Here is a 12,845-nt window from a genome sequence, read left to right as displayed (position 1 = left end):
ATGGCCGAAAATAGGGCATCGGGGTACGGAGAGGACGTCTACGGCGAGGGCGTCCCCTGCTGGGTGGACGCGCAGCTTCCGGACGTCGAGGCGGGCAAGCGCTTCTACGGCGAGCTCTTCGGGTGGACCTTCGAGGCCACCTCGCAGGCGTACGGGGGCGCCGTATGGGCCCGTAGTGAGGGCGAACCCGTCGCCGCGCTCGCCCGCAAGGCGGACGGCCGCCTGCCGACCGTGTGGACGGTGTACTTCGCGACCCCGGACATCGAGGGCCTCGCGGACCGGGTCTGGGCGGCCGGCGGGCAGGTCGTCACCGCGCCCGTGCCGGTCGGCGAGCTGGGCACGGCCGCGCTGGTCACCGACCAGGAGGGGGCCGTCTTCGGCCTCTGGCAGCCGGGCACCCACCACGGCTTCGGCAGGCGCCACGAGCCGGGCACCTTCGCCTGGGCCGAGCTGTACGCCCGGGACACCGAGTCCGCCGACACCTTCTACGGCGGTCTCTTCCACGACGCCCTCTTCGGACCGGAGGCCCACCCGGACTTCGGCCGCGCCCTGGTCGCCGGTGTCTTCCCGCCCGAGATGCCGGCGCACTTCCTTGTCCACTTCGCGGTGGCGGACTGCGAGGGGGCTCTCGAGGCGGTGCACCGGCTCGGCGGGCGGGTGCAGGCGCCGCCCTTTGAGACGTCGTACGGAAAAGTGGCCGTCGTCACGGACAATCAAGGAGCGTCGTTCGCGGTACTGGAGCGCTAGACGGTGACGGGCGACGGCAGGCAACCCTTATTCATGTGGGACATCCCATTTGTCCTCGGGTTCGCCAGCAGCGCTCCGGCCAGGAAGAATCAGGGTGCGTGCCGCCATGGCGGTGCGGTGGTGAGACGCTGCACGGGGTCGCGTACATAGGTGACGCGGCTCGTACGGGGAGGTGGCAGGCAAGTGGTGGATCAGCTGACGCAGCACGATCCGCGGCGGATCGGGCCGTTCGAGGTGCTGGGACGGCTGGGTGCCGGCGGCATGGGGCTGGTCTATCTCGCGCGCTCGGCGTCCGGCCGGCGCGTGGCGATCAAGACGGTCCGGACGGAGCTCGCCGAGGACCAGCTCTTCCGCGTCCGCTTCACCCGGGAGGTGGAGGCGGCCCGCGCGGTCTCCGGTTTCTACACGGCGGCCGTGGTCGACGCCGACCCTCGTGCGGCCGTGCCCTGGCTGGCCACCGCGTACGTTCCCGCGCCCTCGCTAGAGGAGATAGTGAACGAGTGCGGGCCGATGCCGGCCCAGGCGGTGCGCTGGCTGGCGGCGGGCGTCGCGGAGGCGCTGCAGTCGATCCATGGCGCCGGGCTGGTCCACCGTGACCTCAAGCCCTCCAACGTGCTCGTCGTGGAGGACGGGCCCCGGGTGATCGACTTCGGCATCGCCTCCGGCGTCTCGAACACACGTCTGACGATGACCAACGTCGCCGTCGGTACGCCCGCCTACATGTCCCCGGAGCAGGCCAAGGACTCCCGCAGCGTGACCGGCGCGAGCGATGTGTTCTCGCTCGGCTCCATGCTGGTCTTCGCCGCCACCGGACACCCGCCCTTCCACGGCGCCAACCCGGTCGAGACGGTCTTCATGCTGCTCCGCGAGGGCCCGGACCTCGAAGGCCTCCCGGACGAGCTGCGTCCGCTGATCGAGTCCTGTATGCAGATGGAGGCGACGGCACGGCCCAACCCGGCCGACCTCCAGGCCCAGCTGGCCCCGCACCTCTTCGGCTCCGGCTCCGACGACAGCGGTACGGCCTCGGCGTGGCTGCCCGAGCCGGCGGTCGGCCTGATCGAGACGCGGCGCGGCGGCCGTACGGCGATGCAGCCCGCGCAGGGCGGCGCTCGCAGCGGGGGCGGCCGGGTCGCCCCCCTACAGGGCGGCCGGGTCGCCCCCCTACAGGGCGGCCGGGTCGCCCCCCTGCCGCCCCCGCCGTCCCGCGATCCCGTCGTCCCGGCTCCCGGCCCCGGCCCGGTGCCGTCGCCGCTGTCCGCGCCGCCCGTGTCTGTCGGCGGCCCCGACACCGGCCCCGTCCGGCTGGCCGGCGCCCAGGTCCCGATCGGGCCCGGCCCGCGCGTCGCCGACGCCCGCGCCGCCGCCGTGCAGGCGCCCCCGCCGGAGGCCGGCCTGGTCGCCTCCTGGTCCAGGCCCCGCCCCGGCGTCAACGGCACAGAGCCTGCCGTGGGCCCTGCCGTACCCGCCGTCCCGGCGCCCGCGCCGGAGAGCGCGAGCGGCTGGCGGCCCTGGCGTTTCCGCATGTCGAACGACGTCTGGGGGACCCCCTCGGTCGCCGGTGACCTGGTCTACGTCACCTCCTTCGAGGTGCACGCCCTGGACGTGGCCACCGGCCGCCGGCGCTTCAAGACGCGGGACGTGGCCTGGTCGATGGCGGTCGCGGACGGCCGTATCCACGCCTCCGACGGGCCCACCCTGTTCGCCCTGGACGCCCGTGAGGGCGGCGACCTGTGGCGGCTGTCCACGGACGCCTGGGTGTACTCCCTCAAGGCCGAGCGGGGGACCGTGATCACCGGCACCCGCGGCGGCGGCGTCCAGGCGTGGGAGGCCTCGGGCGGGCAGAAGCTGTGGGAGATCTCCGGCTGCCAGACCGACTTCGAGTCCCCGGAGGCGGGACCCGTGCTGCACGAGGGCACGGTGTACGTCTGGCAGGACGCCCGGGTGCGGGCCCTGGACGCCCGCACGGGCGACGAGCGCTGGTCGTACCCGATCGGCGACACGGCCTCCTGCGGCGGCGTGCCGGTGCGGTTGGCGCCGGCCCACGACGGCTATGTGTACGTGTCCGCGGGAACCCGGGTGATGGCACTGGACGTGGTCAGCGGCCATGTCCGCTGGCATTTCGAGGCACCGGCGGTCTTCCTGTGCCCGCCGACCTTCGTACCGGGCCCGGCGGTGACCGGCGGCGGCATCTACCTCACCGACTACCTCGGCACGGTGTACGCCCTCGACGCCACCGACGGCCGCGACCGCTGGCGTATCGCCACCGAGGCCCGCTCGTCCGTCGACTCGGTCCTGGTGGCCGCGGGCCATGTGCACGTGGGCAGCGGCAAGGGGCTCTACACACTGGACGCCGTCACCGGCACCCCGAAATGGCGCTTCCAGGCGGGCGGCGACATCGTCGGCGCCCCGGTGGTGGCGGAGGGCCGTATCCACTTCGGCTCCACGGACCACCTGCTGTACACGCTCAAGGCCGACGACGGCCGCCTGCGCTGGAAACTCGCCACCGGCGGCGAGATCACCGGCTCCCCGGTCGTCAAGGACGGGGTCGTGTACGCGTGCAGCAAGGACCGGTGCGTGTACGCGCTGGACGCGGAGAAGGGCACCGGAACGGCCAGGACCACCTGAGAGTTGGGAACAAGTTTGCGTGAGCGATCGCACAAGTGGCTAGAGTGATCGCATGAATTCACGGGGGCGCACACTCAAGTTCACAGCGGTACTGGCCATGGTCGTACTCGCGTTGACCGGATTCTCGTCGGGGCGGCACGGCCGAAGCCACAGCGGCAGCGGTGACGGCGGTGGTTGCAGCAGCTCCAGCCAGAACCACGGCAGCTCGTCGACGAGTTCGGGCGGTTCGTCGGGCTCGTACGACTCCGATGACGACGACTCCACTTACGGCAGCAGCACCAGCGGCGACAGCTACGGCAGCAGCAGCACCAGCGGTGGCAGCGGGAGCGGGAGCGGTTACAACCGGCGGCCCGGCTACCGCTCCACGCCCACCTCCTCCAGCACCGGCTCCGGCACGGCGCTGAAGGACGGAAGGGCGAAGCTGGTCAGCTGTGCGACCGCGACCACTCCGTACGCCACGGTCGAGATCACCAACCCGAACAAGCGCGAGGCCGAGTTCCAGGCCGAGGTCACCTTCTACGACGCCGAGGGCACGGAGCTCCTCAGGAACAGCTCCGTCACCGTCAGCGTGCCGGCGAAGGGCTGGGCGAACACCAAGGTGAAGCTCGGGGAGCGGTTCCTGGCGTCGGTCGACCACTGCCAGGTCGACCCGGAGGCCGAGCTCGCGAACTGAGCGGTCAGTCGCTGAGCCCGGTGAGGAAGTCGACCAGGGCCTCGTTCACCTCGTTCGGCCGCTCCTGCTGGGTCCAGTGGCCGCAGCCGGGCAGCACGATCGGGTCGCGGCGCAGATTGGGCATCAACTCGGGCAGCCCGGCGATCAGTTCGGGCGTGCCCGGGAAGGCCGGGACCAGGTCGCGGTCGCCGTACATGTACAGCGCGGGCGGGCTGACCACGGCGCCGTGCCAGGCGGCGGTCAGTTCCCAGTTGCGGTCCAGGTTGCGGTACCAGTTCAGGGCGCCGGTGAAGCCCTTCGCGTAGCTCTCGGTCAGCTCGTCGAGGTCCTCCTCGGTGAGCCAGTCCGGCAGCACCTCGGGGTCGGTCATGTCCGCGAGCCAGCCCCGCTCCAGGTCGACCAGGGCACCCTCGCAGCCGCCGGCGTCCGGGGCGTCACCGGAGGCGGAGAACAGCAGCCGGCGCAGGCTCGCGCGGGTGTCCAGGGCGAACTCGGCGTCGGCGACGCCCGGCAGGTTGAAGTAGTTCCAGTAAAAGCGGCCGCCGAACCGTTCCTGCATGGCCCGCAGCGGCGGCCGCTCCCCACGGAACGGCGGCGGCACGCTCAGCCCCGCCACCCCGCGCACCACGTCCGGCCGCAGCAGCGCGGTGTGCCAGGCCACCGGCGCACCCCAGTCGTGGCCCACGACGAACGCCCGCTCCTCGCCCAGTGCGTGGATCAGCCCGACCACGTCGCCGACGAGGTGGAGGATGCTGTACGCGTTCACGTCCTCGGGGTGATCGCTGCCGCCGTAACCGCGCTGGTCCGGTGCGACCACCCGGAACCCGGCCGCGGCCAGCGGGCCGAACTGGTGGCGCCAGGAGTGCCAGGACTCGGGGAACCCGTGCAGCAGCACGACGAGCGGTCCCGTGCCCTCCTCCGCGATGTGCAGACGGATGCCGTTCACGTCGATCACGCGATGTTCAACCATGCCCGCGAGCATACGCCTGTGCGGTACACGCATATTGCTACCGCAACCTGAACTCGCGTTGCCGTGCCCGGAACAGCCCGGCCTGCCGTTCGCCAGGCAGGTTCCCGAGCGCCACCAGATGCGGAGCCTGGGCGTACCCCTGTGCCAGGGACGCCTCCTTGGCGGCCCACAGGGCGCGCACGGTGCCCTGAACGGCCTCGGTCGGATAGCCGGCGATGACCGCGGCGGCGGCGGTTGCGGCTGTCAACGCCTGGCCCGGCTCGGTGAGTTCGGTGACCAGCCCGACCTCGTGGGCCCGTCGCGCAGACATCCGCTCGGCCGTCCCCATGAGCGCCGTCCGGGCGGTCTCCCCGTGCGGCATCATCTGGGCCATCAGGACGGCCTCGTACGCGCTGACCATGCCGTAGGTGGTGTGCGGGTCGAAGAAGGTGGCCGTGGTGTCCGCGACGAGGAAGTCGCTCTCGCCGAGCAGATAGAAGGCCCCGCCGCAGGCCATGCCCCGCACGGCCGCGACGACCGGCTTCCACAGGTCGTTCGCCTTGGGCCCGATCCGGAGCAGCGGATCGTCCGCCATATAGGGGGAACCGGGCTGCGGCACGACCGCGTCCCGGTCGATCCCGGTGCAGAACGCGCGCTCCCCGCGGCCCGTGAGCACCACGGCCCGCACCGCGTCGTCGAACCGCAACTCCCGCCAGACATCGCGGAGTTCGTCCACCATGGCGAGGTCGATGGCGTTGAGCCGCTCGGGCCGGTCCAGGGTGACGACCGCGACGCCGGTGTCCTTGTCGGGACTGACCTGGACGTTCACGCCCGCTCCAGGACCCATTGGGGAAGCCCGGTCGCCGGGTCGAAGACGACCCGTACCCGTTGGCCGATGCGAACACCCCGCGGATCAAGGGAGTCGAGAGGATCCCCGGCCGCGCGGACCAGGTTCCCGACCAGCCGGATGCGTGGCGCGTCGGCGAGTTCGACGACCACGACGTTGTACGGCGCCCGCGCCGCGTACTCCGGAAGGAGCGGCGGGTGCGGAACGCTGTACGACCAGACGCGGCCCTGTCCGGACATCCGGCGCCACTCGCTCGCGAAGGACTGGCAGTGCGGGCAGCACGGCCGGGGTGGGAAGCGGAGCTCACCGCAGTCGGCGCAGGCCTGGACGCGCAGCTCGCCCTGGGCGGCGTACTCCCAGAACGGGGCGCCGTCGATGTCGGTGACGGGGGTCAGCATGGCGGGGTCAACTCCTCGGGGTCCCGGGTCTTCAGGTCGTCGTGCCCTCGCGCCCTCATGTCCTCAGGAGCAGAGCGGACGTGGGGACGCCCTCGCCGGCGGTGACCAGGCAGGTCGAGGCTCCGGGCAGCTGTGCCGTACTCGTCCCGCGCAGCTGCTTCACGCCCTCGTTGATGAGGTTGAAGCCATGCACGTAGGCCTCGCTGAGCCCGCCGCCGCCGGTGTTGAGGGGCAGCCGTCCGCCGCTCTCCAGAGCGCCCTGCTCGGTGAACGCCCCGCCCTCTCCCCGGCCGCAGAACCCGTAGCCCTCCAAGGAGAGCGGGACCAGGGGCGTGAACGCGTCGTAGATCTGGGCGACGTCCACGTCCTGTGGGGTGAAGTCGGCGTGTTTCCACAGGTGCCGGGCGGCGGTCCAGGCCGGACCGGTGAGCGGGTCGTCGTTCCAGTAGTTGACCATGCCGTGGTGCTGGGCGGGCAGACCCTGGGCGGCGGAGTGGACGTACACCGGGGCCCGGCGGCAGTCCCGGGCCCGCTCACTGCTCACCACCACGCACGCCAACGCGCCGTCCGTCTCCAGGCAGTTGTCGTACAGGCACAGGGGCTCGCTGATCCACCGGGACGACATGTACATCTCGCGGGTCATGGGGCGCTCGTACATCACGGCGGCGGGGTTCTGGTTGGCGCGGTTGCGGCAGGCGAGGGCGACGTTGAAGAGGTGGTCGCGGGTCACGCCGTACTCGTGCATGTAGCGGCGGGCCAGCACGGCTATCTCGTCGACGGGCCGGAGCAGACCGAAGGGCCGGGTCCACTGGGCGGGGGTGGGGAGCTGGACGGTGGCGTTGGTCCAGGGGCGTGGCCCGCTGCCCCGCTTCCGGGACCGCCACGCGACCCCCACGGTGGCCTGCCCGGAGGCGATGGCGGAGGCGAGGTGGGCGACGGTGGCGCAGGAGCCGCCGCCCCCGAATCCGACCTTGCTGAAGTAGGTGAGGTCCCCGAAGCCGGCGGCCTTCGCCAGCTCCACCTCGTCCGTCTCCTCCATGGTGTAGGAGGCGAGGGCGTCGACCTCGCCGGGGGCGATCCCGGCGTCGTCGAGGGCGGCGAGGACCGCACGGCAGGCGAGGGTCCGCTCGTCCTCGGGGAGGTGTTTGGCGAAGGGCGTCTGCCCGATGCCGACGATGGCGGTGGCGTCTTTCAGTCCTGGGCCTCCGGTCACGGTACGCACACCTCCGCAGACGGACGGACGAGCTGACAGGCCGTCAGGCTACCGCTAATCTGACGATCAGTCAGCTACCGATTTCAGGAGGCTGGTTGTGCGCGCAGACATGGAGTGGGACAGCATCCCGGACCTGGTCCGGTCGGCGGCCGAGCGGTACGCGGACACCGAGGCGGTGGTGGACGGCCGTACCCGGGTCTCGTACGGCGAACTGGGCGCCCGGGTGGAACGCGCGGCGGCGGCGTGCGTCGCGAGCGGGCTGCGGGCGGGCGACCGGGTCGGGATCTGGGCCCCCAACTCGCTCGACTGGATCGTCTCGGCCCTGGGCGCGGTGTCGGCGGGCGCGGTCCTGGTGCCGCTGAACACCCGCTTCAAAGGCGCCGAGGCGGCCGACGTGCTGGGCAGGAGCGGGGCCCGGCTGCTGTTCGTGACGGGCACGTTCCTCGGGACGTCGTATGTGGCGTCACTGCGGCGGGCGGCGGGGGAGGGGACCGGCTCCGGCCCGCTGCCGGGTCTGCCGGCGCTGGAGCAGGTGGTGGTGCTGTCCGACGACGCCCCGGCGGACTTCCGCACCTGGAAGGAGTTCCTGGCGGCCGGCGACGAGGTGGGGCCGGAGCGGGTGCGGGCCCGGGCCTCGGCCGTGCACGGCGACCAGCCCTGCGACCTGGTCTTCACGTCCGGGACGACGGGCCGCCCCAAGGGCGCCGTCATCACCCACGCCCAGACCCTGCGGGCGTACGGGATCTGGACCGACCTGGCGGGTCTGCGGCACGGCGACCGCTACCTGATCGTGAACCCCTTCTTCCACACCTTCGGCTACAAGGCGGGAGTGATCGCCTGCCTGATGCGGGGCGCGACGATGATCCCGCAGCCGGTGTTCAACGTGGACACGGTGCTGGCGAACATCGCGGCGGAGCGGGTGTCGGTGCTGCCGGGCCCGCCCACCCTCCACCAGTCGCTGCTGGACCATCCGGCCCGCGACGCGCACGACCTGTCGGCGTTGCGCCTGGTGGTGACCGGTGCCGCGGTGGTCCCGCTGCGGCTGGTGGAACGCCTGCGCGGCGAACTGGGCGTGGACACCGTCCTGACCGCCTACGGCCTTTCCGAGGCGAGCGGCATCGTCACGATGTGCCGCCGCGGCGACGACCCGTCGGTGATCGCGTCCACGTCCGGCCGGGCGATCCCGGGCACCGAGATACGGGTGGTGGACGCCGAGGGCGGACCGGTCGGGACCGGTGTTCCCGGCGAGGTCCTGGTCCGCGGCTTCAACGTCATGCGCGGCTACTACCAGGACGAGCCGGCCACGGCGGAGGTACTGGGCGAGGACGGCTGGCTGCGCACGGGCGACGTGGGCGTACTCGACGACGCGGGCAACCTCCGTATCACCGACCGGATCAAGGACATGTTCATCGTCGGCGGCTTCAACGCGTACCCGGCGGAGATAGAGCAACTCCTGGGCCTGCACCCGGATGTCGCCGACGTCGCGGTGATCGGCGTCCCGGACGCCCGCCTGGGAGAGGTCGGCAGGGCGTACGTGGTGCGGCGGGCCGGGTCGGTGGTGACCGGCGACGACCTCATCGCCTGGGCCCGCCGCGAGATGGCGAACTACAAGGTCCCGAGAGCGGTTCAGTTCCTGGGAGAGCTCCCGCGCAACGCCGGCGGGAAGGTGGTGAAGGGTGCCTTGCGGGGGCGGGCGGGATAACCGGCCGGAACCCCACCGCCCGCCCTCACGTCCGCCCTCACCGCCGGCCTCCGCGGAAAAGCATCGACCGCGGCGGCTCCCCCATCCGCGCCGCCGCGGTCGAACCCCGTGAGGTGAAAGCTCAGTTGGACGGCTCGCTGGTGGCGTGGAAGTCGTTCGGCTCCACCGTCTCGCCACCGGTGGCGTGGAAGTCCTTGGTCGTGATGTCGGTCTTTTTCTTCTCGGAGTCCGCGGCGGCGACCGCGGTCTCCTCGCCGGTGGCGTGGAAGTCGTCGGGCTTGACGTCGCCGGTGTTCTCGGCCATGAGACTGCTCCTTGGGACGTGGGACATAGGACGAACGAGACTGATGAGAACCCGCCCGGCAGCTCCCCCGCGGGCCGCCGGGCGGGCGTCACAGAGCCGTTCACCTTAGTGGTGCGACCCTGGTGCCGAGCCGTCTGCCCCCCGACACGACGGTCCGGCATCCATGAGAGTGCCGGGTGGCGATAAACGAATGATGAACGCGGCGCCCGCGCCCCGGCGTCAGGCCACCGGGGCGGCGCTGAGCAGCGTTCTCACGTCCTTGGCCTCGGGCGATCCCGAGCTCTCGAAGATGGACAGGGCTTCCTGCCAGCAGACCTTGGCGCGGTCGGTCTGGCCGATGCCGTGCAGGCCGCGGCCCAGCACCGTCAGCACGTTGGCGCGGCGCCAGTCGCCGCCGATCCCGTGCAGCACCACGAGCGCCTGCTCGGCACAGGCCGCGGCCTGCGTGGCGCGCTGGTCGGCCAGGTGGACCTCGGCGATGCGGAACAGCGTCATGCCGTGCCACAGGCGCTGCCGGGCGGCCTGGAACATGTGCAGGGCCTCGGTGAGCGTGTCGTGGGCCAGCCGGGTCCGGCCCAGGCTGGTGAGGGCGAGACCGAGCGCGTACTTGCCGTTGGCGAGCCGCAGCGCCATACCGGTGTCGTCGCGCTCGTACATGGCGACGCCCTGGCGCGCCAGCGAGACGGCACTGTCGGTACGCCCCGTCGCGAGGTGCACCCGGGACAGGTTGCACAGGGCGCTGGCCTCGCCCGGGTTGTTCCGGTCGTCGCGGAACGCGGTCAGCGCCTGCGTCAGATGCTCCTCGGCCTCGTCGTGCCGGCCGTCGTACAGGGCGATGATCCCCTGCTGGTTGGGGGCCTGGGCGCAGACGACCGGGTCGTTCGCGACGAGCCCGAGCCGCAGGGCCCGGCCGGCCTCCAGGCTGGAGTCGGCGAACTGACCGGCGATGCCGAGCAGATGGCTGTGCATGAGGCGGGCCCGGCCCTCGGCGAGGGCGTCACCGGCCTGCTGCGCCGCCGTGATCACCGCGGCGCAGGATCTGACGTACTGGCGTGAGTTGACGCCCGACTCACCGAGGTCGATCCCCACCACGAGCAGATCCACCGCCCGCCTCAACAGGCCTTCGCCGCCTGCCTGCTGTACCGCCGCGAGCAGTGCGCTCGCCTCGCTGAACAGCCAGTCCAGTGCCTTGTCCCGGTCGGTGAAGGTCAGCCCCGGGTAGTCGACCGGGCTCAGGTGGTCCAGTACGCGCTCGCCGGGCCGTTCGATCGCGTAGACCGCCGACGCCGTCGCCAGGTAGAAGTCCAGCAACCGGGACATCGCCGCCGCCCGTTCGCTCGGCGGCCGTTCGTCCCGTTCCGCGCACGCACGCGCGTAGAGCCGGACCAGATCGTGGTAGCGGTAGCGGCCCGGCGCAGCCGATTCCAGTAACGACGTGTCGACGAGGGACTCCAGAAGGTCCTCCGTGTCGTCGGTCGGCAGGTCCAGCACCGCCGCGGCCGCCGCCAGGGAGATGTCCGGGCCGTCCGCCAGGCCCAGCAGCCGGAACGCGCGGGCCTGGACCGGCTCCAACTGCCCGTACCCCAGCTCGAAGGTCGCCTTCACCGCGAGGTCGCCGGCCTGGAGCTCGTCCAGGCGGCGCCGCTCGTCCGCCAGCTTCGCCGCCAGGACCGAGACCGTCCAGGTGCGGCGGGCGGCCAGACGGGACGCCGCGATACGGATCGCCAGGGGCAGGAAACCGCACGCCGCCACCACGTCCAGCGCGGCCTCCTTCTCGGAGCGGACCCGTTCCTCGCCGACGATCTTCGTGAACAGGGCCAGGGCCTCGTCCGGGGACATCACGTCCAGGTCGACGAGGTGGGCCCCGGCGAGGTCGACCATGCGGACACGGGAGGTGATCAGGGCCGCGCAGCCCTCGGTGCCCGGCAGCAGGGGGCGTATCTGGGCCGCGTCCCGCGCGTTGTCCAGCAGCACCAGGACCCGGCGGCCGTCCAGCACCGAGCGGTACAGCGCCGCCCGTTCCTCCAGCGAGTCGGGGATGGCCGAGTCCGGGGTCCCCAGGGCGCGCAGGAAGGAGCCGAGGACCGTCTCCGGTTCCGCCGCCCTCGATCCCGCGCCCTGGAGATCGACGTACAGCTGGCCGTCGGGGAAGACGCCGCGGGCCTGGTGGGCGACGTGCACCGCCAGAGTGGTCTTGCCGACGCCGCCGATGCCGGCCAGCGCGGACACGGCCATCACCCGGCCCTCCGCGGAGGCGAGCACCTCGCCGAGTTCCGTGACGAACGACGACCGCCCGGTGAAGTCCGGGACGGTGGCCGGAAGTTGGGCGGGGCGCACCGGTACGGCGTCCGGTTCCGCCTTCTTCACGGACGGTTCCGCCAGGCCCGGGTCCGCCTGGAGGATGCGCTGCTGGAGTTCGCTCAGGCCCGGGCGCGGGTCCACGCCCAGTTCGTCGGCCAGCAGCCGGCGGGTGTCGGCGTACACCGCCAGCGCCTCCGCCTGACGGCCGCTGCGGTACAGGGCCAGCATCAGCAGCTCTCGCAGACGTTCCCGGAGGGGATGCTCCGCCGTCAGCGCGGTCAGTTCGGACACCGCCTCCGCGTGGCAGCCCTGCTCCAGGTCCATGTCCAGGCGGGACTCCAGTAACTGGAGCCGCCACTCCTCCAGCCTGACCCGCTGCGCCTCCGCGTACGGGCCCGGCACCCCGGCCAGCACCTCGCCGTCCCACAGGGAGAGCGCCCGGCCCAGGACGTCACGCGCGTGGCACAGATCCCCGGCGCCGCGTGCCTTCTCCGCCTCCGTCGCCAGGTCCTGGACGACGGTGACGTCCAGCGCGCCCTCGGGCAGCCCACGCACCGCGTACCCGCCGGACTCGCTCACCAGGACCCCGGGGTCCAGCACCTTGCGCAGCCTGGAGGCGTACGTCCGTACCGCCGCCAGGGCCCGCGAGGGCGGCTCCTCGCCCCACAGGGCGTCGATCAGCTCCGCGGCGGTCGCGGTCCGGCCCTCGCGCAGCAACAGGGCGGCCAGCAGGGCGCGTTGCTGGGGAGAACCGGTGCTCAGCGGTTCCTCGTCGCGCCAGGCGCGCACGGGGCCGAGCACGCCGAAGCGCAGCGACACCGCCTCCGTCTCCGCCCCCGCCTGCTCGGCGGAGCCGGGACGCCTCTGTTCCGGCACGCGCGGTACCTCCGGCACTCGCGGTACACCGTCCATCGCCGTCCCCCCTGGAAATCCTGAGCAACCCCGCCAGTTTGCCTTGTTCATGGCAGATGCGTCAGCTGTGGAGAGTGTGATCACAGGTCGGCGCGCGGGATGTCACAAAGCCCTCACGCTCTCTTCGCACACACTCGCGCAGGAACCACCACAAGTGGGGCCCGTCCGCGTAGC

The 12,845-nt window shown here is 72.2% G+C and carries 10 protein-coding genes; 4 read left to right on the top strand and 6 right to left on the bottom strand.

The features are described from left to right. The 3 genes from OHA64_RS21030 to OHA64_RS21020 all read left to right on the top strand — a co-directional run bounded on the left by OHA64_RS21030 (position 1) and on the right by OHA64_RS21020 (position 4,045). Complete coding sequence (locus tag OHA64_RS21030; RefSeq protein ID WP_405615274.1) at positions 1-747, top strand: VOC family protein; 747 nt, start codon at positions 1-3, stop codon at positions 745-747. A gap of 183 nt (positions 748-930) precedes the next feature. Next, complete coding sequence (locus OHA64_RS21025; protein WP_405615272.1) at positions 931-3,372, top strand: PQQ-binding-like beta-propeller repeat protein; 2,442 nt, start codon at positions 931-933, stop codon at positions 3,370-3,372. Between the two features lie 52 nt (positions 3,373-3,424). After that, positions 3,425-4,045, top strand: coding sequence for a hypothetical protein (locus OHA64_RS21020; RefSeq protein ID WP_405615270.1), 621 nt, complete (start codon positions 3,425-3,427; stop codon positions 4,043-4,045). Positions 4,046-4,049: 4 nt separating this feature from the next. On the opposite strand, the gene OHA64_RS21015 is transcribed toward OHA64_RS21020, so the two are convergent. From OHA64_RS21015 to OHA64_RS21000, 4 genes are read right to left on the bottom strand one after another with little or no spacing between them, the layout of a single operon-like run. Then, the gene (locus tag OHA64_RS21015) at positions 4,050-5,015 is read right to left on the bottom strand and encodes an alpha/beta fold hydrolase (RefSeq protein ID WP_405615268.1); all 966 of its coding nucleotides are present in this window, start codon (positions 5,013-5,015) and stop codon (positions 4,050-4,052) included. 37 nt (positions 5,016-5,052) lie between these two features. Continuing rightward, on the bottom strand, positions 5,053-5,841 hold the full coding sequence (locus tag OHA64_RS21010; protein ID WP_405615266.1) for an enoyl-CoA hydratase/isomerase family protein: 789 nt from the start codon (positions 5,839-5,841) through the stop codon (positions 5,053-5,055). Beyond that, on the bottom strand, positions 5,820-6,239 hold the full coding sequence (locus OHA64_RS21005) for a Zn-ribbon domain-containing OB-fold protein (protein ID WP_405615264.1): 420 nt from the start codon (positions 6,237-6,239) through the stop codon (positions 5,820-5,822). The genes OHA64_RS21010 and OHA64_RS21005 overlap by 22 nt, the downstream gene beginning before the upstream one ends. Positions 6,240-6,294: 55 nt before the next feature. After that, positions 6,295-7,452, bottom strand: coding sequence for a lipid-transfer protein (locus OHA64_RS21000; RefSeq protein WP_405615262.1), 1,158 nt, complete (start codon positions 7,450-7,452; stop codon positions 6,295-6,297). Positions 7,453-7,549: 97 nt separating this feature from the next. On the opposite strand from OHA64_RS21000, the gene OHA64_RS20995 reads away from it, so the two are divergent. Beyond that, positions 7,550-9,154: a FadD3 family acyl-CoA ligase gene (locus tag OHA64_RS20995; RefSeq protein ID WP_405615260.1), complete on the top strand. Its 1,605-nt coding sequence runs from the start codon at positions 7,550-7,552 to the stop codon at positions 9,152-9,154. Positions 9,155-9,275: 121 nt separating this feature from the next. Here the strand turns inward: OHA64_RS20995 and OHA64_RS20990 are convergent, their stop codons facing one another. Beyond that, complete coding sequence (locus OHA64_RS20990) at positions 9,276-9,458, bottom strand: hypothetical protein (RefSeq protein WP_405615258.1); 183 nt, start codon at positions 9,456-9,458, stop codon at positions 9,276-9,278. 219 nt (positions 9,459-9,677) lie between these two features. Next, a complete protein-coding gene (locus tag OHA64_RS20985; RefSeq protein WP_405615256.1) occupies positions 9,678-12,671 on the bottom strand; it encodes a BTAD domain-containing putative transcriptional regulator in 2,994 nt (997 codons plus the stop codon). Positions 12,672-12,845: the final 174 nt, after the last annotated feature.

It is taken from the genome of Streptomyces sp. NBC_00076 (genome assembly GCF_045041235.1).
Classification (GTDB): domain Bacteria; phylum Actinomycetota; class Actinomycetes; order Streptomycetales; family Streptomycetaceae; genus Streptomyces.
The sequence above is the reverse complement of the archived record's forward strand: the minus strand, read 5'-3'. Positions and strand labels throughout refer to the sequence as shown.

Coding starts and splice junctions, on each gene's coding strand:
- OHA64_RS21030 (WP_405615274.1), top strand. CDS start 1: ATGGCCGAAAATAGGGCATCGGGGTACGGAGAGGACGTCTACGGCGAG.
- OHA64_RS20990 (WP_405615258.1), bottom strand. CDS start 9,458: ATGGCCGAGAACACCGGCGACGTCAAGCCCGACGACTTCCACGCCACC.
- OHA64_RS21010 (WP_405615266.1), bottom strand. CDS start 5,841: ATGGGTCCTGGAGCGGGCGTGAACGTCCAGGTCAGTCCCGACAAGGAC.
- OHA64_RS21020 (WP_405615270.1), top strand. CDS start 3,425: ATGAATTCACGGGGGCGCACACTCAAGTTCACAGCGGTACTGGCCATG.
- OHA64_RS21015 (WP_405615268.1), bottom strand. CDS start 5,015: ATGGTTGAACATCGCGTGATCGACGTGAACGGCATCCGTCTGCACATC.
- OHA64_RS21005 (WP_405615264.1), bottom strand. CDS start 6,239: ATGCTGACCCCCGTCACCGACATCGACGGCGCCCCGTTCTGGGAGTAC.
- OHA64_RS20985 (WP_405615256.1), bottom strand. CDS start 12,671: ATGGACGGTGTACCGCGAGTGCCGGAGGTACCGCGCGTGCCGGAACAG.